Genomic DNA, 23,568 nt, shown 5'->3' on the forward strand with positions numbered 1-23,568 from the left:
AAGAAGAGCCGCCGCATCCGAATCATGCGGGAACGATTACGGATTTTTCGATCCGCTGCAAGAAAGCGCGAATCTTCGTGGAGCGGCCAACAAAAAGGCCGGAAGGTTTCCCTACCGGCCCTAGTCACTGTCTCGAAACTAACTCGAAGCGAATTTAGTTGGCGAAGATCGTCTTGAGTTCTTCCATGATCTTTTCTTCAGGATGAGCTTTGGCGATCGAGAGTTCCTTCACGAGCAAGGAGCGCGCCGTGTCGAGCATCTTGCGCTCGCCGAACGACAATTCCTTGTCGCTCTTGAGCACGAGCAGGTCGCGAAGCACCTTGGCGATTTCGAGCGGCGAGCCGGTCTTAATCTTCTCCGTGTATTCGCGATATCGGCGGTTCCAAGTCTGCGTATCCACCTCGACCTTGCGCTGACGCAGGATCTTGTAGATTTTTTCAACCATATCCTTGCCGATTACCCGTCGCAGTCCCACCTGCTCCACGTTTTCGGTCGGAATCATGATGGTCATCTTTTCGGTACCGAGGATCCTGAGCATGTAAAACCTACGCTCAGTACCCGAAATGACGCGCATCTGGATATCCTCGATAACCGCCACGCCGTGAGCGGGATAAACGACTTTTTCGCCCTTCTTGAACGGCAAATTCATTGAACCTGGCACACGATTCCAGGCGGGAGATTTCAGAACTGGTTGATGACCGCGGGTTCATCACCGTCTGAGGAGGCCTGAACTGTGCCTCCAGTATGCCACAGATTGGCGTTCTTTGTAACCCCGAGGTTAAGCCAGATCGATCAGGAAAATATATTTAGAACGAAGTTTAATGACCAACCGAGCTGAATTGGTCATTGAAGACGCAATTCCATCACGATGGCGTCCTCGCCTGGGCCATAATAGCCCTTTCTCAAACGGCGTTCCTCGAAGTCAAACTTGCGATACATGTGCCGTGCCGCCAGATTTGAGCGCCGAACCTCGAGCGTGACCGCCTCGGCACCCTTTTCACGCGCCTCCTGGATCGCCGTTTTCATCAGGGCGGCCCCGACTCCGCCGCGGCGATAGTCCGGATGAACCGCGATATTCAGGACGTGGCACTCATCGGCAATTATCCAACGGCAGAGAAATCCGCTCGGCGGCTCGCTCTCATCGAGCTCTGGCACAGCCACCGTCACGCGTGAGAACGGAAGGGTCAGCTCACGCTGGAATGATTGAAGACTCCACGGCGTAGGGAAGGCCAGCCGCTCGATCTCGAGGATCCGCGGCAAGTCGCGGCGGGTGGCGTCCCTGATGTGGATCGCCATGCTCTCACATACCGGCGTCGCTCCGGCAGGATGCGATCACCGGAACGATTTTACCGGAGCTCAAGCAGCGTGCTTGAGCTCGCCAGCCTCTCCCTTCATCACGATAATCTCGAGCACCTTGTCGCGCAGCCGATGCTTGAACGAGTTTACCTGTTTGTCGAAGGTTAACCGTGTGACGAAGTCTGCCGGAAACGAAGAGGAGACGTAAGATAGCCTGCGCAACGCATCGCCGCGCACGCTCGCGCTGACCTGCAAGAGGCCGTCGGCGAGGGCGATATTGTAGTCGTAGTCCGGCATCTCGTTGGGCAGATTCCACAGGCGCTTGAGCGAGGATGCCGGAATCTTGCGCGGCATCTCCAGGCGGACCAGATACGCGTTCGAGTATTCGTCCACGGTGTAGACCGTGCCGTAGCGGCGATCGCGCTCGGTCTTCTCGTCGTGGATATTGACCGAGTAGCCCTCGAAGGCGACCTTGCGCTTGACGTGCTTCTGACCGCCGCCCATTTTCACCAGCATCCCGCCCAGAGGTGCCAGCGCGAGGCCATACCAGCATCCGCGATACGTCATCTCGTCGGCAGGCTTCGATTGCACGATGCCTTCGCGCAAACGCCAGGCAGTTTCGGCCACCGCAATGAGCAGACCCAGCAGAATCCATCCTCCTGTCGACTGCGAGAACAGCGGATCGCCTCGAACCACGACGGCGAAGACCAATAGCACCGCAGGATAGAGAATCAGATTGACGACGACGTTCAGCGCGGTCGCGCGAACGCGGGAGAATCCAGAAGGGCTGCCGACCGCACGTTCCAGGTCGACCTTGACTTGATCGGGCATCGCGCCAAGCAGAGGCTCGGCCAGCCTGAGCGCGAGCCTGACCGCAGCCGGAGCCGTGGTGACGGGGGTAGTATCGACCTTGCCCAGGACAGTATCGAAATCTTCTTCGAGCTCGCCTGCGAAATGCTTCTCGCCAATGGGACCGGGCAGCGCGCCGATATCTTTCGGCAGATTCATCATCGCGACGGGCGCAGCCATCGCGGCCGGAGCTGCTGGCGCCGCAACTACTGGGGCCGGCTTCGGCGCAGCAGGCGCAGCCGCCGCAGGAGTGGCAGGCTTCGCGGCACCGTTCGTCGATGCGCCGTCGGCGGCCGGCGCCGGGGCGACTTCACCATCCTTGCGAAAACGCGACGGCGCGTCATCGGCAAATGCCTGCTCAGGATGCAGCTCGCGTGCGCGGGCGAGCAATATCGATTCAGCTTCGAGGTTATTGGGATCGGGCACGCAACAATCGACCGGGCATACCGCCGCGCACGCTTCGTGATCGTAGAAGCCGACGCATTCGGTGCACTTCGACGGGACGATATAGAAGATTTCCTGCGCGACTGCAGGACTGGTTGCGCCGTTCAGCTCCCAGGGCACTCCGCCTGCATAGATAGCAGTGTTGGGGCACTCGGGCTCGCAAGCTCCGCAGTTGATACATTCGCTCGTGATGATCGTAGCCATCCGCCGCTCCAAACCTCTCTCGGAAGGTTAAGTCGAGGCACGCCCGCTAACAACAATGGGCTAATCAGGTTGACGATAACCGTCACCGGTTTTAACTGTCAATCGCAAGCGCCGAACATTAGGCGGATCGGAGTCCCGAAAGACTTGCCAAGGAATGTTGGGGGAGCAAGGGCCAATGCCAGCTTGCGTCCACCGATCGGTTTTGACAGTATCATCCCGACTAACCCCTTAGGGCGGGCGTCTGTCGAACTGATTACGATCACACAGAACCTGGCTGTTTGACTGGAACTAGGAGGCAAGTTCGGATGAAGACGAAACTGGTGTATATCCTCGGAGCTTTGGCAACGGCCAGCTTCTTGACCGCATGCGGTCCCGATATGAAGACGATTCAGGCCGCGACCGATCGCGCCAACGCCGACGCCACCAAGGCCGAAGCTTCGGCCACCTCGGCCGAGCAGGCTGCGTCGCAGGCGGAAGCCGCCGCCAAGCAGGCTGACGATGCGGCTTCGGGTGCAGAAGACGCAGTGCGCCGCGCCAACGATGCGGTGTCGCGTCTCGAGGCGATGTTCTCGACCTCAGTCACGAAGTAAGTTTGCGAGCAAAAGACGGCGCGGAGAGCTGATGCCCTCCGCGCCGTTTGTTCTTCCGGATCCTGAGTTTACTGTTCCGAGTCGTCCCCCGCAGTGCTGGCGGATGCGGGCCGCAGCGCTTTCCTGACGCGCTCCCGGAGCGCATCGTCGCGTTCGATCCGGCCTTCGAGAGTGCGGAACTCAGCCATTGTCATCCCTTGCTTCTGCGCCGCCGCATCGACCGTCAATGAGCGATCCTTCTGCATCGACTTGTACACCGCGATGTATTTCTCGACTTCGGCCGGCGGCACTTCCTTCTCGTCGTCGCCGCCTTCCTGCGCGAGCACGGGATGCAGGTCCGCGACGAGCCACGGCTGCGCCGCAGCCAGTTTTGCCGATCCAACCGAAAGTCCAACGGCGCCCGCGATCAACATCAGGCGGACCTTGCCGCCGGGGGCTTTACCGATTTTGCGCTGATGAAACATGCCACGCCTCCGAGCCCATCCTTGCACGCGCGCTCGGTCGCTTAAAGGGCGAACTCTTGCAAACTATCGCCAAGTGCTTAAGTTCAATGCGGTCCGCGGGCCGCGCAGGCGGTCGTGCGCAATCAAATATCTTAAGTTCGAGAACGGAGAGAGATTCACATGCCAGCCAAACAGGTTGAGCTGCACGAACGTGCGCGAGCCGGAATCGTCAAGGGCGCGACCCTGGTCGCCGAGGCGGCGCGCGTCACACTGGGACCCAAGGGCCGCAACGTCATGTTGCAGAAGAGCTTCGGTGCTCCGACCGTCACCAAGGACGGCATCACCGTGGTCAAGGAAATCGAGCTCGAAGATCATTTCGAGAACATGGGCGTCAAGATCATCCGCGAGGCCGCCCAGAAGACCTCCGATGTCGCGGGCGACGGCACCACCACCGCCACCGTGCTCGCGCGCGCGATGGTGCGCGAGGGTATCAAGCTGCTCGCGGCCGGGATGGCGCCGATCGAGCTCAAGCGCGGCATCGACAGCGCCGTCATCGAAGCCGTCAAAGCGATCAAGGAAATGGCGCGCCCCGTCAAAGACAAGGAGCGCATGGAGCAGGTCGCAACGATCTCGGCTAACGGCGACGAGGCGATCGGCAAGATCGTCGCAGGCGCGATGGACAAGGTCGGCAAGGAAGGCGTCATCACCGTCGAAGAGGCGCGCGGCCTCGATACCACTCTCGACCTGGTCGAGGGCATGACCTTCGATCGCGGTTACCTGTCGCCCTACTTCGTGACCAACGCCGCCAAGCTCACCGCTGAGATCGACGAGCCGCTGATCTTGCTCCACGAAAAGAAGCTTTCGAACCTGCGCGAAATCCTGCCGATCCTCGAACAGGTCGTGCAGACCGGCCGCTCCCTGCTGATCATCGCCGAAGATGTCGATGCGGAAGCGCTCGCGACGCTGGTCGTCAACAAGCTGCGCGGCTCGCTAAAAATCGCGGCGGTAAAAGCTCCGGGCTTCGGCGATCGCCGCAAGGAGATGCTCCAGGACATCGCGATTCTCACCGGCGGCACGATGATCGCCGAAGAACTCGGCTTCAAGATCGAGAACGTTCAGCTCTCCGCGCTCGGCAAATGCAAGAAGGTAGTGATCGACAAGGACAACACGACCATCATCGGCGGCTCCGGCAAAAAATCGGAAATCCAGGGCCGTATCGAGCAGATCCGCCGCCAGATCGAAGACACGACTTCCGACTACGATCGCGAGAAGCTCCAGGAGCGCCTCGCGAAGCTGACCGGCGGCGTCGCGGTGATTCGCGTCGGCGCTGCAACCGAGGTCGAACTCAAGGAGCGCAAGGCCCGGGTTGACGATGCCGTGCATGCTCTGCGCGCTGCCGTGGAGGAAGGCACAGTCGCGGGCGGCGGCGTCGCCTTGGTGCGCGCGCTTAAGGCGGTCGAAGCCATCAAGTTGAAAAACCATGACCGACAGGCGGGAGTGCAGTTGGTTGCCGATGCGATGTCGGAGCCGCTGCGCCAAATCGCACAGAACGCCGGACAGGAGCCACAAATCGTTCTCGCCAAGGTGCTCGAAGGCAAGGGCGATTTCGGTTTCAACGCGAGCTCGGAAACCTACGAGGATCTGGTAAAGTCTGGAGTGCTCGATCCGGCGAAGGTCGTGCGCACCGCGCTCGAGAACGCCGCCAGCGCATCGTCATTGCTGCTGACCACCGAAGCCGCGATCGCCGAGAAGCCTGTTAAGGCCGCGCCGATGCCCGCGATGCCGGGCGGCGGAATGGGAGGCATGGGCGGTATGGGTGGAATGGGAGGTATGGGCGGCATGGGAGGTATGGGTGGCATGGGCGGAATGGGCGATATGGGCGACGATTTCTAGGCAGAAATTTTTTCTGCATGGGACTAGCGCTCATCGCGCCATGCTGGCAGTCTGAACTGAGACAAGAGCTGCGCTGTATTAGCTCCTGCTAATGGAAATGGGTTTATTGCAGTAGTTCAAGGCATAGGGTATTGTTGCAGCGACCTTTCAAAACGTGCGAAAAATTTAGGTCTTACCGCGTCAGCCTGACTAGACCTCGGTGGTGCTGCCGCGCAATTTCCAGGAGGGAAACATGGAAGGGTTAATGAGGAAAACTTCTAAACTGGTAGGGCTCGCCGGAGCTGCGTTAGCCCTTTCGTTGCTGACGGGATGCTCACAGCAGCCTGACCCAGCACAGCAGGCCGTCAATGCTGCCAATCGCGCCGACCAGGCCGCTTCGCGCGCCGAAGCCGCCAGCCAGCGCTCTCAGCAGGCTGCCGCCCAGGCTCAGGCCGCTGCCAGCCGCGTCGAGCAGGCTGCTAGCGATGCCAAGGCCGCTGCGGACCGCGCAGAGGCGATCGCATCCAAGACGACGGCGGGTGGAGCGACCCATCATCGCATGCGTCACCATCACAAGGCCGCCGCGGCCGATAGCGGTGCGGCAGCGCCGGCTCCGGATTCGGGTGCGGCTCCCGCTCCTGCCACTCCGTAACTTAACTTAGGTTTGGAAACCGGGAGGGCGATCGCGCAAGCGGTCGCCCTCTCTGCATTTCACGCCGGATCCGTCAGCGCGCGGCGTTTTCGCCGAAGGTCACTACGACTTTCAGGGAATCCGGCTTTTGCGCCGCGGCGAACGCGTCATTGATTTGCGTGAGCGGAAACTGATGCGTCACCAGCTCGCGCGCGCTCAACACGCCGCGCTCTATCAGCGAGAGTGATTCGCGAGTATCGTCCGGTCCGCACGAATAGCTGGGCACGAGGCGCGTTTCATTGAAGTATAAATCGTGGGGCGTGACTGTCATCTCTTCGCCGGGCGGCGTCGAGGTGAACTGCACGACCGTGGCGCCCTTGCCGGCGCATGCGATTCCCGACGTGATCGCGCGCGGTGTCCCCGGACCGACTATGACCACGTCAGCCATCGCACCGTTGGTCGCTTCGCGAACCCTCTCGACCAGGTTGTCGCCCGAGACCGCAAGTCCGATATCAGCGCCAAGCTGCTCGGCCCGTTTTGCCCGGCTCTCGAAAAGATCCGCGCCGATAATCAGTCCCGCACCGCGCTCGCGCGCGATCTTCACGTGCATCATGCCCATGATGCCGAGGCCGATAATCAGGATCGATTCGCCCTTCTTGAGCGCCGAGCGATTCATCGATTTGACCACGCACGCCGCCGGCTCGATCAACACGCCATCGGCGTCGGAAAGCGCCTCGGGCAGGCGATGCGTATCGCGCAGATTCTCGCGGCCGACGAGGAAATATTCCGACATCCCACCCGGCCGGATATTCGTCGCGCGCCAAGTCGCACATTGCACATACTCGCCGCGGCGGCATTCCGCGCACTGAAAGCACGGTGCATGATGATGCACGAAAACGCGGTCGCCGGCCTTGAAATCGCGCACCGCGCCGCCCGCATCCTCGATGATCCCGACGGGCTCATGCCCGAACACCAGCGGCGCCTTGCGCTTCAAGTACCAGGGCATGATATCGCCGGTGCAGATACCGCAGGCGCGGGTGCGAATCAGGATGTCATCGGGACCGACGCGGGGACGCTCGAATTCCTCAAGCCGGATATCGCCAAAGTCATAAAGCCGTGCAACACGCATGATGCTAGGAACTTTGTGGGCGCGAGCGCAGCTTGTCAATCCACACCTTCATGAAGAACGAGTGCGCCATCGCGCACCACCGTTCGTCATCTTGAGCGAAGGCCGCCGGAGTCGAAAAGCCTGCCCTGCGAAGTCGAATGGGATCTCGGAGGCCCCGAAGGGGCCGGTACCGGTTAGCGCGCGCAGGGCTTTCCTTTTCCGCTCCGCAATTGACTCTCCCGATGCGCGCCTGCAGCCAAGCTGCAGCCGCGGGCCGCGAGTGTTACGATCGCCAAATGCCGAGACCACAGTGTCCGCCAATCGCCGCTGACATAATCGCCGAGATCGGCGACAAGATTATTCTAATCGATCGTAAGAACTTCCCGCACGGCTACGCGATTCCTGGAGGATTCGTCGATTTCGGCGAGACCGTCGAGGCCGCCGCCGTACGCGAAGCCCGCGAAGAAATTTCGCTCGAAGTAGAAATCCGCGCTCTGCTCGGCGTCTATTCGCGCCCCGATCGAGACCCGCGCGGCCAGACGATCACAGTCGTTTACATCGCGCGCGCATCGGGCACCCCGCAAGGCGCCGACGACGCCAAATCCGCCGCGCTGTTCGACCCCCGCAATCCACCCTCACCGCTAGCCTTCGATCACGCAGAAATCCTGCGCGACTACGTCCACTTCCTGGAAACGGGTGAACATCCCGCACCGTGGAAGCAGAAGCCGTAGTCCCGTTGACTGCGCTCACATTCGGCCCTCGTCGATGAGCTGACGAAGCGAGATCTTACCGCGCTTGTTGCCGGCGCGCAGGCGGCGAATGCTTTCCGCGGCCTCAGCGGCATTACGGTGCGCGAAAATTAAACGCGCAATAGGCAGTCCACGCCGCGTGAATCGTGATCGATTCTCCGCGTTCGACACGCCGGATCAGTTCGGAGAAATGACACTTCGCATAGGACAACCCCACCCTCGTCGGCAGTGTCTTCATCGAATTGTAATCAGCCAGGATCGCGAGCGATTCGACTCCGCCGCAATCGAATTCCGCCGATCTTCTGAGACCCTCCTCTTTGACCCGAGTAGGGAGGGACCAGAGATGCGCGGGCTGCACGGCTCGCGCCGCATTTTTTTAGCATAGAGGGCGCGCAGCGCGCCGTCTTAATGGCGGGCAGGGACGCCCACCCTGCTATTTTAGAAAGCAGCAAACGCCCGCTCTTGTCGCGATTGATGCTGCCGATTAGGACTTGTGATCGAGGACCTGAATTTGTCGAAGATCGATCACAACGAAATCCTTGCGCGCATCAAGGCGATCTCGCCCGGCCTCGCCGCCAACGCGAACGCCTCCGACGAGCTGCGCCATCTCGCGCCCGAGAGCATGCGCGCCATGATCGACGCCGGGATGTTCAAGATTCCCGTGCCGGCCCGCGTCGGCGGATACGAGCTCAATTTGCGCACACTCGCGGCCGCCGTCACCGGCCTCTCCGAGGCCTGCCCGTCGAGCGGATGGGTGCTGATGGTGATGGGGGCGCATCACTGGTGCATGGGTTCTTTTCCTGAAGCCGCGCAGGAAGACGTCTTCGGCGGCGGGCACGAGGGTCTTCTCGCGGGGACGCTCTCATGGCAGGGCACGGCGACCGACGTTGACGGCGGCTATCGAATCGACGGGCGATGGCAATTCGGCAGCGGAATCGATCACGCCGAGTGGGTGATGCTCGGATGCGGCGACCCCGCGACGCGCGGTCCCAAGGTGCATATCGTGATGCCGCGCGCGGACATCGACGTCGATGACACCTGGCACGTGCTCGGACTGCGCGGCTCAGGCAGCAAGGACCTCGTCGCCAACGGCGTGTTCGTTCCCGCCCGTCGCACGATCGACACGCGCACGATGTTCGCCGGCATGAGTCCGCATTCGGCGAACCATGCGACGAATCTCTACAAGCTCTCCGCTGAGGCGATGCTCTCAATGTCAGTTGCGACTGCGGTGCTGGGCTCGGCAAAGTACGCGCTCGCGAAGTTCATCGAGCGCACCAGCCAGCGCACCGTGATTCAGACCGGCGCACGCAAGGCCGAGCAGGCGCCCACGCAGATCCGGCTCGCCGAGGCCGCCGCTGAGATCCATGCGGCGGAGCTCATCCAGCGCGATTCGTACGACGTGTTCGACAGTTTCATGGCGTCAGGCGAGCGGATGTCGTTCGCCGATCGCGCGCGTATCAGGTGGCAGGCCTCGTACTCGGCTGAGCTATGCCGCCGCGCCGCGACGCGTCTCTACTCGGGATCGGGCGCGCATTCTATCTATGAATCGAGTGCGATTCAGGCAGCGTTCCGCAACGTCAATGTCGGCGCGCAGCATGCCAGTATCGATTTCGACACTGCCGCCGAGATGTACGGCCGCGCGCAGTTCGGCGCGACGAAATAGCTGCTACTCGGCAAGATTTGCCTCGAGCCAGCGCTCGGCGTCGATCGCCGCCATGCATCCGGTGCCCGCCGCGGTCACCGCCTGCCGATAAACTTTATCCGCGACGTCACCCGCTGCGAAAACACCGACGGCATTGGTGTACGTCGAACCCGGCTTAACCTTGAGATAGCCAAGCTCGTCCATGTCGAGAACGCCCTTGAAGATGTCGGTGTTGGGCTTGTGCCCGATTGCCATAAAAACCGCGTCGGTTTTGACATCGGTCGTCTGATTCGTCTTGACGTTCCTCAGGCGCGCGCCGCTCACGCCGTCCTTGGGATCGCCGAAGATTTCGTCGATCGTCGAATCCCAGATGAAGCCGATCTTCGGATTCTTGCGCGCGCGATCCTGCATGATCTTCGAGGCGCGCAGCGAGTCGCGCCGATGCACGATCGCCACCTTCGAGCAGAAGCGCGTCAGGAACGTCGCCTCTTCCATCGCGGTGTCGCCGCCGCCAACGACCAGCGCTTCCTTGTTCTTGAAGAACGCCCCGTCGCAGGTCGCGCAGGCGCTCACGCCGTAACCCATCAGGCGCTTTTCGGATTCGATGCCGAGCAGCTTAGCGGTCGCACCGGTCGCGATAATCACGGAATGAGATTTGACGACCTTGCCCTCGACGTCGAGCTCGAGCGGCTTGCTGCCGAAGCGCACGGCGCTCACGTGGCCGGTGATGAACTTGGTCCCGAAGCGCTCCACCTGGCGGCGGAAGATTTCCATCATCTCGGGGCCCTGCACGCCTTTTTCGAAGCCCGGATAATTCTCGACTTCGGTTGTGATCGTAAGCTGGCCGCCCGGCTCCTCGCCCTCGATCACGATCGGCGAAAGGTTCGCGCGCGCGGTATAAAGCGCCGCCGTCAGCCCGGCCGGTCCCGAACCCAGAATCACAACCTTGTTGATGTCGTCTGCCATGTACGGTCCTCGAAGCTTTGTGTCACGCGATGGAATGAATTCGGAAGTCGATTAAGTTTTATTGTATTGCCGCACCGGGTCAACATAGGCTGATTCCCGCATGGCCGGCATCAAAAAAATAACCACTCGCGGCGCCGCACGCCTGACGCATCTCGACGAGCGCGGCCGGGTGCGGATGGTCGATGTGGGCGAGAAGCCGATCACGCGGCGCGAGGCGATCGCGCGCGGCCGGGTTACGATGGCGCCGGCGACGCTCGACGCGATTATCGGCGGCAAGCTGAAAAAGGGCGAGGCGCTCGCCGCCGCGCGCATCGCCGGGATCATGGCGGCCAAGCGCACGCACGAGACCATCCCGCTCTGTCATCAGATTCCGCTCGAGGCGGTCGAAGTAGAGTTCATGCCCGATCGCAAACGCTCGACACTCGAAATCGAGGCGCGCGCCGTGACCGAGTCGAAGACCGGCGTCGAGATGGAAGCGCTGGTCGCGGTCGGCGCGGCGGCACTCACGATCTACGATATGGCGAAAGCCATGGACCGCGCGATGCAGATCGACGCGATCCGGCTGGTGCGCAAGAGCGGCGGCCGCAGCGGCGACTTTATCCGGCCCGGCGAAAACGAATGGCCGCGGGGGTGAACGCATCCGGCCGCGCGCGCGTCTTTCTTCGCACCGGCCGCGACGGTCCCGTGCGCGGCGGCAATCCGTGGATCTTCTCGCAAGCCATCGCCCGCGTTGAACCGGCTGATGCAGCGCCGGGGACGATCGCGAGCATCGTCAACTCTGGCGGCGATTTGCTCGGCCTCGGCTATCTCAATCTGACAACGACGATCGCGGTGCGGATGCTCGCGTGGGGCGAGGCACCGGAGCTCGACGCGCTAGTTGCACGGCGAATCGACGCTGCGCTCGCGCTGCGGCATCGAGTTGTCGCGAACGACACTGATTGTTATCGCCTCATAAACGGCGACGGCGACGGTCTGTCGGGCATCGTCGTCGATCGTTACGGCGACACGCTCGTCGTGCAGCTCCTCACCGCGGGCGCCGATCGCATGCGCGAGCTGCTCGTCCGCGAGCTGAGCCGCGTGATCGCGCCGCGCGCGATCATCGAGCGCAGCATCGGCGCCGTGCGCAAGCAGGAAGGCCTCGCCGATCGCGCCGCGCTGCTCGCGGGCGATTCGGTCGGCGGCATTGTCGTGTCGGAAAACGGCATCAGGATCTTCGTCGATTTCGAGCACGGCCAGAAGACCGGTTACTTTCTCGATCAACGCGAGAACCGCAACCTAGCTGGAAGTCTCGCCGCCGGAGCGACCGTCCTCGACGCGTGCTGTTACGGCGGAGGCTTCGCGCTGGCAGCGTTAAAGGGCGGCGCGACGGGCGCGGTCGCGGTCGATACGTCAGCGCGTGCGCTCGAATGGGCGCAGCGCAACTTCGAGCTCAATTCCTTCGATACGTCGCACGTCGAATTCGTTCACGACGAAGCCGCCAGGTTCATGGCCGCAACGGATCGGCGCTTCGATCTGATCGTGCTCGATCCACCGCCGCTCGCTCGCAGCCGCGCCGACGCCGAGCGCGCGGGCCGCCTTTACGTCGAGCTCAACGCGCTTGCGATGCGCGTGCTCGCCCCCGGCGGACGCCTGCTGACTTTCAGTTGTTCGGCCCATTTCCGCGGCGACGATTTCATCCGTGCCGCCCGAATCGCCGCCTCGAAATCATCCCGTCCGCTCAGGATGCTCGCGCATCTCGGCCCCGGCCGCGACCACCCCGTGCTTCTCGGCCACGCCGAGGGCGAATATCTCACGGGGCTACTGCTGGCCGACCTCGGCTAGCTGAACAACTGCGGAGGGCGGTCGATCGGCGCTTGATAGCCTGGTGCGTTGCGATCGACGAGAGCGCGACCGGTTCGCGCGCAGCGTCAGCCCAAGTCAGTTCTTGACGCGCGTCACCAGATGCGAGAAGAGCGGTTGACCGCTTGAAATAACCGGCTTGATAAGCTCGCGGCTTTCCTTGAGTATAGAGCAAATTTTCCGGTCGGAATCGGCTAAATGGTGAGGAACATCGCTCTTGGCCGCTGGATCACAGCGGCGTTCGTGCTTGTCGCGCTTGCGCTCGGCGGATGCCATCGCGAAGTCGCGATGCCGCCGCTCGTCGAGCGCAATATCCGCCCCACTGACAAGTTCTTTGACGTATGGCCGACGAGCCCGACGCGCGCCTATATCGTCGGCGATCGCGGCAAGGTTCTCCTTACCGAGGATGCGGGCAAGACCTTCACGCGGCTCAAAAGCGGCACCGACGTCGGCCTCTTCGCGATCCAGATGACTGATGATCAGAACGGGTATTTGTCAGGCCAGGACGGCCTGATCATGCGCACGCGCGATGGCGGCAAGAGCTGGGAGCGCGTCAATTCGCGCACCAAACAGTATTTGTTCAGTCTCTCGTTCGCCGACACCAATCACGGAATGATCGTCGGCGATCGCTCGGTCGTGCTGAGTACCACAGACGGCGGTGAGACGTTCTTCAAGCGGCAATTGCAGCGGATTTTCCCGCCCGAGATGCAGGACTCCGCCGTTCAGTACGAAGAGCCGAAGCTTTACGGCGTCAAGATGATCGATCCGATGCACGCGTGGATCGTCGGCGAGCTCGGACGTATCTGGGGCACGAGCAACGGCGGACAGACCTGGCAGGAGGAACAATCCTCGCTCATCAATCAGTGGCAACGCGCGGCCGCCGTCGGGGAGGATCCGCGGCTGCGCGAGTTCAGCCTGCCGACGTTCTTTAGCGTGTCGTTCCGCGATCAAAAGCATGGCGCCGCCTGCGGCCTCGAAGGATGGGTTATCCAGACTGACGACGGCGGCAGCACGTGGCGCTTCGCTCCGCAGGAGACCAACGACGGCAAGCCCGACACCGCAGTGCCTGGCGCGCTGATATTTCCCGCGCGTGATCCTTTGTTCGCGGTCAATCTCTATGGCGGAAACCAGGGGATGGCGACGGGCCTGACCGGCACGGTGCTCAAAGAGCAGCCCGACAACGCATGGGCGCATGACACTTCCTTTCCCAATATCCCCGTGCCGCTCAGCCAGGTGCGATTCTTCGACGCGATGCACGGCTGGGTCGTCGGCTACGGCGTCATTCTGTATACCGAGGACGGCGGCAAGACCTGGCGTTTCTGCCAGGGCTAGGCAGCGCGCCTTTTAGGGAGAACGATAAGAACGCGATGGTCTGGTATCGATTTGGCGAATGGATCCTGCGGCGCCGCTTCCTGGTGCTCGGGATCGTCGGCGCGATGACCGCATTCTTCGGCTACTTCGCGGCCCAGACGCGGCTGGTCACGAGCTTCGGCGATCTTTTGCCGCAGGACCATCCGTTTATTCAAACCGCGCACAAGTACCAGCAGTTCTTCGGCAGCGTCAACAACGTGACGATCCTGGTCGAGGCCAAGGAAGGCTCGATCTACAAGGCCGATATCATCAAGAAGATCGTCAAGATGACGCGCGACATGGATCTGGTCTATGGGATCCAGCACGGCTCGATACGTTCTCTGGCAACTGCGAGTTATCTGCGTCCGCTGGCCGACGGCGTGCTGCTCAACACGCCGCTCATCCCGGCCGATGAACTGCCGAAGACCGACGAGCAACTCCAGGATCTGCGCAGCAACGTCCACAAGAATCCCGGCGTGGTTTACGGACGCTTCGTCTCGCTCGATGACAAGGCGGCGCGAATCGACGGCAGCTTCCTCGAATCGCGGCTGGACTATCGCAGGATTTTCGACGAGACGCGCAGCATCGTCGTCGATCCAAACAAATCCGATGACATCCAAATCTACGTCGGCGGCTCGCCGATCCTTTACGGCTGGGTTTATCACTACACGCCGCAGGTCTTCAAAATTTTCCTCGCCACCGTGCTCGCCGTCTGGATCCTGCTCTACCTGTATTTTCGCGACTGGCGCGGCGCGCTGCGACCGACGATCTCGGGCGTGATCTGCGCCATCTGGGGCCTCGGCTTTATCAATCTGATCGGCTTCGGCCTCGACCCGCTGGTGCTCGTTATTCCGTTTTTGATCACGGCGCGCGCGGTCAGCCATTCGGTGCAGATGCACGATCGGTACTACGAGGAGTACTTCCGGCTGCGCAACAAGGAGCAGGCGATTTTATCCGCCTTCTCCGAGCTGTTCGTGCCCTCGCTGTCGGGCATCCTGACCGACGCGTTCGGCGTGCTCGTGATTCTGCTGGTGCCGGTGCTGTTCCTGCAGAAGCTGGCGATCACGGCCAGCTTCTGGATCGCGGCGATTATCGTCAGCGAGCTGCTGCTTAATCCGATCGTTTACTACTACCTCGATCCCCCGCACCTCGAAGTCATCGAAAAGCGCGAGCATGGCGCGTTCAAACGCCTGTTGCAGTCGATCGCGGGCGGGATGCTCAAGCCGACCGGGCGCGCCATCACGGCGCTCGGGACAATCGGCGTCGTGCTGCTGTGCGCGTTTTTCTGGACCGGCCTCAAGGTCGGCGATCCTTCGTCGCAGGAACCGATCCTGTGGCCCAATTCGCCGTACAACCGCGCGATGGCGGCAATTCAGGATCAGTTCGGCGCTGTCGAGCAGTTCGTCGTTGTCGCCGAGCTGGTCAATCCTGCCGCGCTGACCGATCCGCATCTCTACCACGTGATGGATGAGTATCAACGCTATATCGAGCTCGATCCTTCGGTCGGCGGGACGTTCTCTGTCGCCGATCTTCTCTCGAATGGCGGATCCGCCGTGCAGGAGTTCCAGCCAAAATGGAACGTGCTGCCGACCACGGTTCGCGGCACCGGGCAGCTCCTCGGCGGACTGCTGGCGGGCTCGTCGCCGCTCTCAACCGCGTACATCATCACACCGCGCCGCGACGCGACCCAGGTCACCGTCCTTTGCAAGGATCGCCAGGGCGAGAACATCCAGCGGATCGTCGCGCGCACCGAGCGTTTTTTCGCTGAGCCGGCGCATCATGTCGAAGGCGTGCAGTTCAAACTGGCGGCGGGAATTATCGGTGAGCTGGCCGCCGCGAACCAGGAGATCATCGACAACGATCTGCGCCTCAACGTCCTGGCCTTCGCGACCATCTTCATAATCGTGCTCGTCACGTATCGCTCGTTCATGGCGGGGCTGTACCTGCTGTTCCCGCTGGCGCTCGCCAACGCCGCGATCAACGCCTACATGGGCGCCCACGACATCGGCATCAACATCAACACGCTGCCGGTCGTTACAGTCGGCGTCGGATTCGGTATCGATTACTCGATTTACATCGTGAGCCGCATCATCGAGGAGCTCGCGCTCGGCAAGGAGCTGCGCGAGGCGACCTACAACGCGCTCATCACGTCGGGCAAAGCGGTGGCGTTCACGGCGCTCACGCTCGTGGCCTCGGTGCTGTTCTGGTACTGGTCGGATATCCGCTTCGACGCCGAGATGGGCCTTCTGCTCGCGGTCTGGATGTTCGTGTCGATGCTCGGTGCGATGACGATCCTGCCGGTCATGATCGTCACCTTCAATCCGTCGTTCATCCAGCGCGAGAAGGAGCGCATCATCGGCACGCGCCGCCCGGACATCGCGCAGCGCGCAGTTGCATCTTCCTAAGCCGCGAGTGTCGTTGATAGGCTGGGCGCATGCCTGTCTTGCAGCTCGAGCGGCTCGATCATTTCGGAATCGAAGTCGCAGACCTCGCGCGCGCCGAGCGTTTTTACACTGAGACGCTCGGTCTGAAAGTCGTGACGCGGTTCGGCGATCAGATCCTGCTCGATTGCGATGGGCAGAACCTCGCGCTTTTCGAAGTGCATCGCGCGCCGCTCAGCGCGACGGAGCGACTCGATCGCATCGCGCACCCTCTCGGCAAGGGTCATCACGCGTTCCGCATCGGCCGCGATCATTTCGTGCACGCGCGCGAGTCCCTTTCGGCCGCGGGCGTCGAAGTGGCCAACAAGATCGACTGGGGCGATCACGACTGTCTTTATTTTCTTGACCCGGACGGAAACCTGCTCGAACTTGTTAGCTACCGCTGAAGGCCGCGGACCGCATCGATGAAGGCTCCCACTTTCGAGAAGACTTCCATCAGAGCCGAAGGCTTGCGCAAGGCTTTCGGCACGCGCGTCGCGGTCGATGGCGTATCGATCACGGTGCGTGCGCATGAGCTTGTCGGTCTGCTCGGACCCAACGGCGCCGGCAAAACGACCACGCTCTCGATGCTGTCGGGGGTCCTGAAACCCGACACTGGCAGCGTATCGATCGCGGGCCTCGATCTCGACCGCAATCCGCTCGCGGCGCGGCGCCAGCTTGGTCTCGTGCCGCAATCGATCGCGCTCTATCCCGCGCTCACGGCAGCGGAGAACCTCGCATTCTTCGGTAAGATCCAGGGCCTGGCCGCGGCGCAATCGTCCACGCGAACCAGAAACCTGCTCGAAGCCGTAGGGCTTGCCGATCGTGCCGCCGATGCGGTCGAGGGATTTTCCGGCGGGATGAAGCGCCGCCTCAATCTCGCCTGCGGCATGATTCACTCGCCCGAGGTGTTGCTGCTCGACGAGCCGACCGTTGGAGTTGACCCGCAGTCACGCGGACGGATCTTCGACGTCGTCGTCGATGCGGCGGCGCACGGCGCCGCGATTCTCTACAGCACTCACTACATGGAAGAAGTCGAGCGTATCTGCACGCGCGTGATCCTGATCGATCACGGGCGTACCGTCGCCGATGGCACCGCCGCGGAATTGATCGCGCAGGCAGGCAGCTCGCCGCGTGTCGATGTGCGCACGCGCGAGGCGCTCGAACCCGGATGGGCAAACGGCATCGGCAGGGCGGTCAACTTCGATGACGGTGCGCGATTTGGCGCGTCGCTCGAACTCGACGATCTCGACCGGGTGCCCGAAGTGATGCGCCGCGCTGAGCGCGCCGGCGGCGAGGTCCTCGAAGTCCACGTTCATCGCCCGAATCTCCAGGACGCGTTCCTCAAACTGACCGGCCACGCCCTCCGCGATGCACCGTAAAGAGCAGCGTGCACGATCCGATAGCCTCGCCCGCTTGTTGGGCGAGGTCAAACAACTTACGAGCGGCGATCGATGATACGCGCGATTATTCTCACCCTCGGTAAAGAGTTCCGCCTGATCGGACGCGATCGGGTCGGGCTCTTCATGATGCTCGTCGCGCCAATCGCGGTTATAGCCGCCGCGGGGTTCTCGCTCGCAAATGTCTATGGCGGCAGAGCGTCGGAATCGACGAAATATCCGATTACCGTTGTCGACGAAGATCGCGGCACGGTCGGCAGCGCGATCGTCAAGGCCCTCACGCAAGCCTCGTCGCTCGAGCTGATCGGCGCCGCAAATCGCGACGAGGCCGAAGCGCTGGTGCGGATGCGCCGCGCGGCCGTGCTCGCGATCATCATCCCGCCGGATACCACCGACGCACTCGCGCAGGGCAAGAATCCCAAACTGCTCGTTTACAGCGATCCGGTCCGCTACATCCAGAGCGCGAAGATCGAGCTGATGCTAGCGCAGCTCTGCCGCGGGATAAGCTCGACTGCGTCCGGCGACGCGCGCGGCCAGCTCGCGAGCGCGGCGGGCAATCTGCGCGATCAGTTGCAGCAGGCGCGGGCGGCCGCGGAGAACGCTCGCGCGGAGTCCGCCAGGTTTTCCGCGCTGAGCGACAAGGAGCGCGAGCGAATCGCGGCTCATCTCAAAAAAGAAGTTGACGACTCGATCGCCGACGCGCGCGCGATGGTCAGTGCATCGATCAACTCCGCGATGAATCGGCTCAAGTCGCAAGTCGATGCGGCCACGGCCGCCGACGAAACTAAAATCGCCGAGCTCAAGAAATACTTTGCGCAGCTCCAGACCGCCGAGGCGCAGTTCCGCGATTGGCTTGCCAAGCTGCAATCGCTGGCGGGTAAGCATGCCAGCGATATCCCGCCGCCGCCGACGTTTCCCGAACCTCCGCCCGATCTCGCGTCGTTCAATCCGCCTTCGATCGATTTGAAGAGCTATCGCGCGCAATTCGAGCGTGCGATCGCGATTCCGGCGCCGCCGATCGAATTACCGCCGACGCCCAAGCTGCCGCAGATTCAAATCCCGGAGATTCCGCATGTCGCAGCGCTCGATGCGACGGTTCCCGGCACGCTCGGCTTTGTGGAGATAGATCGACAGGGACGCGAGGTGGACGCGGGTGGCGGCTTCAACGCCTTCGACCTGCAAGTGCCGGGATTCGCCGTCACGTTCTTGCTGATCGGGATGCTGATGGGCGTGTCGCTCGCGCTGCTCGACGAGCGCGACTGGGGCACGCTCGAACGCCTGCGCTCGGTCGCGGCGCCATTCTCCGCGACGCTCGCCGGCAAGTTGCTCGCGCGCTTCGTCGTGGGATTTATCCAGATGGTGATCCTGTTTGCCGCGGGATGGGCGCTGTTTGACGTATCGCTTGGCAGCGCGCCGCTCGCGCTGATGCTGCCGGCCGCGGCGATTGCGTTCGCAGGTGCGGGGTTTGGCCTGGTCGTTGCCGGGATCGGCGGCACGCGCGACGCCGTGCTGCCGGTCGGCGCGATCGTGATCATGACGATGGCGGCGGTCGGCGGATGCTGGTGGCCGATCGATTTCGAGCCTCACTGGATGCGCGTGATGGCGGTCGGGCTGCCGACGACGTGGACGATGCAGGCCTTCAACGATCTGATCATCCGGCGGCTGCCGGCGGAAACGGCCGTGCTGCCATCGCTCGTCGTGATCGCATTCGGCCTCGTGTACCTCGCCGCGGGCGTGGCCCTGTCCAACCGCCGCTTCTCCTGACAGACTGACGGCCTAAGGAAAACTTGATGCTGCATCGAATCCAGGTCCGCCGCCTACTGATTTTGTTGATCGCCACTCTGGCAGCAACCTCGCCAGGCGCCGCGCTCGCGATGATGTATCACTATCGCATGGATCCGAAGGCGAGTGCGGTAAGCGTGTCAGTCAAGGAGCCGGCCAGCGGGTTCGGCGGCTACGCCGAAGGAGTATTCAAAATTATCGATGGCGAGGTTGCTTTCGATTCCGACAACCCGGCAAACGGAACAGTGAGCTTGATCCTCGACGCGAGCAGCTATCACAGCAACAAGGAGGAACGCGACCACGCCGTCTCGGATACGCTCGACGCGGATAAGTATCCCACGATTCGCTTCGAAAGTACGGGGCTGTCCAACACCACCAGGAGTTCGGATACCGACGGCTCGGCAACCGTCAACGGCGACCTGACCCTCCACGGACGGTCACTGCCACTGAGCTTTCCAGTCAGCGTCGAAATCACGAGCGATGCATCGAAGTTGGTCGCCGAAGGCGAAGTCACCTTCAAATACACAGACTGGGGCATAAAACCGCCAACCATCTTCTTCTTCAGCGCCGGCGACGAAGCCTCAATCTCATTCCACATCACCGCGACACGCGTCACGAATTAGGCTCTGCCTTCTACCGCTCAGAGTTGAAAAAGCCTGTCCGCTATATGCTGGCCCAGCCGCCGGTAGCTCTCCCATTGCGCTTCGTCAAAGAACTGTTCAGCTGTCGTCTCCTGCGGAAAAGAGGGATGAGCGGTGTGATAGTTGAGTAAATCCTCCGGTTCCTCACCTATAAGGGTCGGCTTGATCAGGATGAGGTAGTGTTCGTTCTCCTCCGGCTCATCGAGATATTTTATGCGCGCGATTGCGCCATGCTTTAATGATAACTCGGGGTTATCTTCAAAGGTGAGCGATCCGGCCGCAGGAGTTCCGCGGCGCAGTTCTTCGAGCGTTCCGAATCCTGTAAGAAAATTGCTCAGCGGTGCAAAATACTTCGCCGCCATCTCTCGCACCGGCCATAGACCGGCATTAGGGTCCAGAAAGATGATTTCGGCGTTGAAATCAAGCCTGGCTTTGCGAATCAGATTGCTAAGATCCTGGAATTCATAGTCAGGATCGGCCCCGGCGTCGATAAGTATTATCAACGGCAGTCGCCGCCGAATTAATTCGTAGCCTCCCATGTTTTCGAAATGTCCACCATCGCTGAGATACCAGTAACGACGAATCGTGCCACGAAAGCGGCCCATGAACTCATCCAATAGCGACGCCTGGACTGGCAGGAGTCCGGCAAACAATTTTCCGAGAAGGCCGCTAAGTCCTCTCGGAGCTTTCGAAGGAGTGCCTGAGTCCCACCAATAACCCAGCCGTACGTTAAAAAACGCGGTCAGCATGCTCGTGCCCAGGCTGGTAAGATTACCCAGGCCGGTCGACACCGCAGCTCCGGAGATCGCGGTCCAGTTTCCAAGCGATAAACGTTGTCCCTGAAACCTGCCATGGTCCTCTTCATCATTATCGAACACTCGATATCCCGTTCCTGGCGGCGGTTTAACCTCTATAGGACTGAACACTCCCTTCGAATCTATTCTGGTATCTGCTTTGAAAATGGCATGATGCTGCACGCCGGCACTGAATCCCGCAGGTCCGACTGCCAGACCCAGTCCTTTTCGATCGCGCTCTTCGGTCTGGCTGCGGCCTTCGATAGTTTCATTAATTGTTACATTGACGAGATGGAGGGGCGGAGCTTTAATCCAGAAATCATCTGGCGCGCTCGCCGTCGGTTCCTTTGCCGGAACATAGAAGTATTCTTCCTGCGGTATATCGTCGCCATCTACCGGACGTGTAACGCCGGGAGGTGTCTGCACGTTCCCGCTCTTGTTGGACTGCGTTTGGGAGCCAGCCTGGTTAGGGTTCGATGTGCCCGCGTTGACCGGTTGGAACCTGGCCTTATTTGATGCGCCCAGATAGGCCCGAATCAGCCGCGCCGCATAGAGCGCGTGCAGGGCCGTTCTGTTCACGAAAACCCAGGCAACTCCTCCCGAAAAATAAGAGCCCGTGAGCAAGGTGAAAAGAAGCGTGAGTACCAGGAAGAACGCGAGCGGCGTTACGCGACGGCAGGTGAGTCTGGCGGGCGGCGGTGCCTCAGCTTCACCTGAGGTGGTAGTAGCGCTCACCGCGGGCGCCGACTTGATCAACTCACTAACAGTTTGCCGCAGATGCAGGAGCTTGGCGGATAACCGTGCGCACTTTTGATTGCCAACCGAGCAGTCGTGGCGGAATGCGTGCTGCGCGCAACCCTTGCACGACTGGGAATGAGTGAGGTTTTGGGGAGCGTCCCGAGGTATACCAAAGTCATAGGCGATCGCATGCGCGAACAAGTCGAGCGAAGTTAGATAGGGGAGAACAATGATCAAGGCACCTGCTAACGCGATCACCGAGAGCGGAAGTGAGAGTCTCTTGTTTTTCTTGGGCAGCAGGTAAGTTGCTATCGATTGAGCGTAGGGAACCAAACTGACGATAGCGCCGGCGGGAACTGCGATCCAACGCCAGAGATGAAAGCTGTGCGAGAATTGCAAGGCATAGAGAGTTTCGCCAACCGTGTCGAGCACTGAGAAGGCGGCCAGCGTAATCGTTAAGATGAATGCCGCTCTAAGCCACATCGTGAGATATCCACGCGCTGATTCGCTTTCGTTGATCAGCACGTAAGGTTCAACCTGAGGCGATATCAGTTCCAGGATCGCGACAAAGGCAAACAGTCCAATTAATTCGATTAGCAGGTAGATCCAATCGCTTACCGTGATGATGTCCTTGTTTAAAGAGTAAGCGAGCGCAACGACCGTTCCAAGGATTACAAAAAGACGCAATACGACGTTGGGCCGCAAGATCGCCGCGATGGGCCGCAAGGTCGCCGCGAGGAATTCCAGGACTTTATTCCTGGATTTCTGGACGATCGGAACCGGCTGCCGGGGAGGCCAGGCCGCTTTTAGTAAAGCGGCTTGCCAGGCGATAAATGCTATTCCAACAATGCGAATTCCATTCATCCACAACTGATCGGGGCCGAGACCTGAGCCATCCGATGAATAGTGGTTTACGATTGTTCCGACGAAGAGCAGGAAGATCGCCAGCGACGCAAGAGTGCCAAACCCTCCGAAGCTGAATGCGAACCGCGCCAGGAGCCGCGGCTTGCCGCCCCCCTCCATTCCAGGTCCAGCACCAGTAAATGTCCAGTACGCCCATCCGAGTGGCACCACCAGAAAGAGCGCGAGGAACACGGCGACATAAAAGTAGGGGCTCCACCACAGCGCACTTTGCTTTTGAAGGGGTGGGCTGGGCAAGTACACCGTCAGCGCCTCGGCAAAAAGAAACAGTGCCAGAAAAGCAGCCGAGATGAGCAACTGAACGGTTGCCCAGTTGCGAAGGAATACCGTTATACCAGTCAGCAGATCGCCGTCGCCGTTGGGGGCAAGGTAGCGGCCGTTCTCGCGCAGCCACTTGAATACCCCACTTCGCCAGTCGCGCGTCCAGGTTCTGGTCTGATCGTCATAGTAAGGAGGAAAATCGAGTTGTCTTGCCTGATCTGGAGAAAGAACCTTCTCCACATCAATGAGATTTTTTATCTCCTTCCTGGTAAAGAGACGGCCGTAAAACGCAGCAAAGAATCCCCCGCCCGATACGCTGGAAATGTAGTCGAGCCTGCCGAGTAACCCTTGGCGACGGGAGAATGCCTGAAAAACACCCAGACAAAATGTCGCGCTCCTGATTCCACCGCCGGACAGGCCGATGCCCACCGTCGGTTCGCTACGGTCGAACGGACGTCGACATTGTCCCTTTCTCCAGATCTCAATCTCGCGCTGCTTCAGCGCGTCGGGAAATGCTATCTCCCTGGGAATGGTAAGTAACGGATTCGATGGCATTCAGGTTCCCCCTTTGAATGCTCGTCTCTACCTTACAATTATATTTTGTTACCCATCGAAGGGTCTCTTAACC

General features: G+C 61.0%; 20 protein-coding genes. 13 read left to right on the forward strand and 7 right to left on the reverse strand.

The annotated features are described in order from the left end of the window. Positions 1-154 precede the first annotated feature (154 nt). From VMA09_19930 to VMA09_19940, 3 genes are all read right to left on the reverse strand, one after another. A complete protein-coding gene (locus VMA09_19930; protein ID HUA35890.1) occupies positions 155-649 on the reverse strand; it encodes a CarD family transcriptional regulator in 495 nt (164 codons plus the stop codon). A gap of 194 nt (positions 650-843) precedes the next feature. After that, a complete protein-coding gene (gene rimI, locus VMA09_19935) occupies positions 844-1,296 on the reverse strand; it encodes a ribosomal protein S18-alanine N-acetyltransferase (GenBank protein ID HUA35891.1) in 453 nt (150 codons plus the stop codon). Positions 1,297-1,356: 60 nt separating this feature from the next. Next, entirely contained in the window at positions 1,357-2,793 is a 1,437-nt protein-coding gene (locus tag VMA09_19940) for a 4Fe-4S dicluster domain-containing protein (GenBank protein ID HUA35892.1), read from the reverse strand. Between the two features lie 305 nt (positions 2,794-3,098). Here VMA09_19940 and VMA09_19945 point away from each other — a divergent pair, with 305 nt between their 5' ends. After that, positions 3,099-3,383 carry an alanine-zipper protein gene (locus tag VMA09_19945; protein HUA35893.1) on the forward strand — a complete coding sequence of 95 codons (285 nt, stop codon included), beginning with the start codon at positions 3,099-3,101 and terminating at the stop codon, positions 3,381-3,383. 68 nt (positions 3,384-3,451) lie between these two features. Here the strand turns inward: VMA09_19945 and VMA09_19950 are convergent, their stop codons facing one another. Continuing rightward, entirely contained in the window at positions 3,452-3,847 is a 396-nt protein-coding gene (locus tag VMA09_19950; GenBank protein ID HUA35894.1) for a hypothetical protein, read from the reverse strand. A 159-nt stretch (positions 3,848-4,006) separates the two neighbouring features. Here VMA09_19950 and groL point away from each other — a divergent pair, with 159 nt between their 5' ends. Continuing rightward, entirely contained in the window at positions 4,007-5,719 is a 1,713-nt protein-coding gene (groL, locus tag VMA09_19955) for a chaperonin GroEL (GenBank protein ID HUA35895.1), read from the forward strand. Positions 5,720-5,963: 244 nt separating this feature from the next. Beyond that, complete coding sequence (locus tag VMA09_19960) at positions 5,964-6,350, forward strand: hypothetical protein (protein HUA35896.1); 387 nt, start codon at positions 5,964-5,966, stop codon at positions 6,348-6,350. A 73-nt stretch (positions 6,351-6,423) separates the two neighbouring features. On the opposite strand, the gene VMA09_19965 is transcribed toward VMA09_19960, so the two are convergent. Next, positions 6,424-7,458 carry an alcohol dehydrogenase catalytic domain-containing protein gene (locus VMA09_19965; GenBank protein HUA35897.1) on the reverse strand — a complete coding sequence of 345 codons (1,035 nt, stop codon included), beginning with the start codon at positions 7,456-7,458 and terminating at the stop codon, positions 6,424-6,426. 275 nt (positions 7,459-7,733) lie between these two features. Between VMA09_19965 and VMA09_19970 the strand changes: the two genes are divergently transcribed. Together VMA09_19970 and VMA09_19975 are read left to right on the forward strand one after the other, a co-directional pair. Continuing rightward, the gene (locus VMA09_19970) at positions 7,734-8,168 is read left to right on the forward strand and encodes an NUDIX hydrolase (protein HUA35898.1); all 435 of its coding nucleotides are present in this window, start codon (positions 7,734-7,736) and stop codon (positions 8,166-8,168) included. Between the two features lie 529 nt (positions 8,169-8,697). Then, positions 8,698-9,849 carry an acyl-CoA dehydrogenase family protein gene (locus VMA09_19975; protein ID HUA35899.1) on the forward strand — a complete coding sequence of 384 codons (1,152 nt, stop codon included), beginning with the start codon at positions 8,698-8,700 and terminating at the stop codon, positions 9,847-9,849. Between the two features lie 3 nt (positions 9,850-9,852). Here the strand turns inward: VMA09_19975 and trxB are convergent, their stop codons facing one another. Continuing rightward, a complete protein-coding gene (trxB, locus tag VMA09_19980) occupies positions 9,853-10,794 on the reverse strand; it encodes a thioredoxin-disulfide reductase (GenBank protein ID HUA35900.1) in 942 nt (313 codons plus the stop codon). A 100-nt stretch (positions 10,795-10,894) separates the two neighbouring features. Here trxB and moaC point away from each other — a divergent pair, with 100 nt between their 5' ends. From moaC to VMA09_20020, 8 genes are all read left to right on the forward strand, one after another. After that, complete coding sequence (moaC, locus tag VMA09_19985; protein HUA35901.1) at positions 10,895-11,428, forward strand: cyclic pyranopterin monophosphate synthase MoaC; 534 nt, start codon at positions 10,895-10,897, stop codon at positions 11,426-11,428. After that, on the forward strand, positions 11,413-12,615 hold the full coding sequence (locus tag VMA09_19990; protein ID HUA35902.1) for a class I SAM-dependent rRNA methyltransferase: 1,203 nt from the start codon (positions 11,413-11,415) through the stop codon (positions 12,613-12,615). The genes moaC and VMA09_19990 overlap by 16 nt, the downstream gene beginning before the upstream one ends. A gap of 216 nt (positions 12,616-12,831) precedes the next feature. Continuing rightward, positions 12,832-13,965 carry a YCF48-related protein gene (locus VMA09_19995; protein HUA35903.1) on the forward strand — a complete coding sequence of 378 codons (1,134 nt, stop codon included), beginning with the start codon at positions 12,832-12,834 and terminating at the stop codon, positions 13,963-13,965. Between the two features lie 35 nt (positions 13,966-14,000). Beyond that, positions 14,001-16,388, forward strand: a complete 2,388-nt coding sequence (locus VMA09_20000; GenBank protein HUA35904.1) for an MMPL family transporter — start codon at positions 14,001-14,003, stop codon at positions 16,386-16,388. A gap of 29 nt (positions 16,389-16,417) precedes the next feature. Continuing rightward, positions 16,418-16,810: a VOC family protein gene (locus VMA09_20005; GenBank protein ID HUA35905.1), complete on the forward strand. Its 393-nt coding sequence runs from the start codon at positions 16,418-16,420 to the stop codon at positions 16,808-16,810. A gap of 18 nt (positions 16,811-16,828) precedes the next feature. After that, complete coding sequence (locus tag VMA09_20010) at positions 16,829-17,785, forward strand: ABC transporter ATP-binding protein (GenBank protein ID HUA35906.1); 957 nt, start codon at positions 16,829-16,831, stop codon at positions 17,783-17,785. 72 nt (positions 17,786-17,857) lie between these two features. After that, positions 17,858-19,567 carry an ABC transporter permease gene (locus tag VMA09_20015; protein ID HUA35907.1) on the forward strand — a complete coding sequence of 570 codons (1,710 nt, stop codon included), beginning with the start codon at positions 17,858-17,860 and terminating at the stop codon, positions 19,565-19,567. A gap of 26 nt (positions 19,568-19,593) precedes the next feature. Further along, a complete protein-coding gene (locus tag VMA09_20020; GenBank protein ID HUA35908.1) occupies positions 19,594-20,208 on the forward strand; it encodes a YceI family protein in 615 nt (204 codons plus the stop codon). Between the two features lie 17 nt (positions 20,209-20,225). On the opposite strand, the gene VMA09_20025 is transcribed toward VMA09_20020, so the two are convergent. Next, the gene (locus VMA09_20025; protein HUA35909.1) at positions 20,226-23,495 is read right to left on the reverse strand and encodes a hypothetical protein; all 3,270 of its coding nucleotides are present in this window, start codon (positions 23,493-23,495) and stop codon (positions 20,226-20,228) included. Positions 23,496-23,568: the final 73 nt, after the last annotated feature.

The sequence above is a fragment of the Candidatus Binataceae bacterium genome (genome assembly GCA_035508495.1).
GTDB lineage: Bacteria > Desulfobacterota > Binatia > Binatales > Binataceae > JASHPB01.

Excerpts from the sequence above, each read along its gene's own strand:
- trxB (HUA35900.1), bottom strand. The coding sequence starts at position 10,794 with ATGGCAGACGACATCAACAAGGTTGTGATTCTGGGTTCGGGACCGGCC.
- VMA09_20000 (HUA35904.1), top strand. The coding sequence starts at position 14,001 with ATGGTCTGGTATCGATTTGGCGAATGGATCCTGCGGCGCCGCTTCCTG.
- VMA09_19940 (HUA35892.1), bottom strand. The coding sequence starts at position 2,793 with ATGGCTACGATCATCACGAGCGAATGTATCAACTGCGGAGCTTGCGAG.
- VMA09_19990 (HUA35902.1), top strand. The coding sequence starts at position 11,413 with ATGGCCGCGGGGGTGAACGCATCCGGCCGCGCGCGCGTCTTTCTTCGC.
- VMA09_19930 (HUA35890.1), bottom strand. The coding sequence starts at position 649 with ATGAATTTGCCGTTCAAGAAGGGCGAAAAAGTCGTTTATCCCGCTCAC.
- VMA09_19970 (HUA35898.1), top strand. The coding sequence starts at position 7,734 with ATGCCGAGACCACAGTGTCCGCCAATCGCCGCTGACATAATCGCCGAG.
- VMA09_19965 (HUA35897.1), bottom strand. The coding sequence starts at position 7,458 with ATGCGTGTTGCACGGCTTTATGACTTTGGCGATATCCGGCTTGAGGAA.
- rimI (HUA35891.1), bottom strand. The coding sequence starts at position 1,296 with ATGGCGATCCACATCAGGGACGCCACCCGCCGCGACTTGCCGCGGATC.
- VMA09_20010 (HUA35906.1), top strand. The coding sequence starts at position 16,829 with ATGAAGGCTCCCACTTTCGAGAAGACTTCCATCAGAGCCGAAGGCTTG.
- moaC (HUA35901.1), top strand. The coding sequence starts at position 10,895 with ATGGCCGGCATCAAAAAAATAACCACTCGCGGCGCCGCACGCCTGACG.
- VMA09_19950 (HUA35894.1), bottom strand. The coding sequence starts at position 3,847 with ATGTTTCATCAGCGCAAAATCGGTAAAGCCCCCGGCGGCAAGGTCCGC.
- groL (HUA35895.1), top strand. The coding sequence starts at position 4,007 with ATGCCAGCCAAACAGGTTGAGCTGCACGAACGTGCGCGAGCCGGAATC.
- VMA09_19945 (HUA35893.1), top strand. The coding sequence starts at position 3,099 with ATGAAGACGAAACTGGTGTATATCCTCGGAGCTTTGGCAACGGCCAGC.
- VMA09_19995 (HUA35903.1), top strand. The coding sequence starts at position 12,832 with ATGGTGAGGAACATCGCTCTTGGCCGCTGGATCACAGCGGCGTTCGTG.
- VMA09_20015 (HUA35907.1), top strand. The coding sequence starts at position 17,858 with ATGATACGCGCGATTATTCTCACCCTCGGTAAAGAGTTCCGCCTGATC.
- VMA09_20005 (HUA35905.1), top strand. The coding sequence starts at position 16,418 with ATGCCTGTCTTGCAGCTCGAGCGGCTCGATCATTTCGGAATCGAAGTC.
- VMA09_20025 (HUA35909.1), bottom strand. The coding sequence starts at position 23,495 with ATGCCATCGAATCCGTTACTTACCATTCCCAGGGAGATAGCATTTCCC.
- VMA09_19960 (HUA35896.1), top strand. The coding sequence starts at position 5,964 with ATGAGGAAAACTTCTAAACTGGTAGGGCTCGCCGGAGCTGCGTTAGCC.
- VMA09_20020 (HUA35908.1), top strand. The coding sequence starts at position 19,594 with ATGCTGCATCGAATCCAGGTCCGCCGCCTACTGATTTTGTTGATCGCC.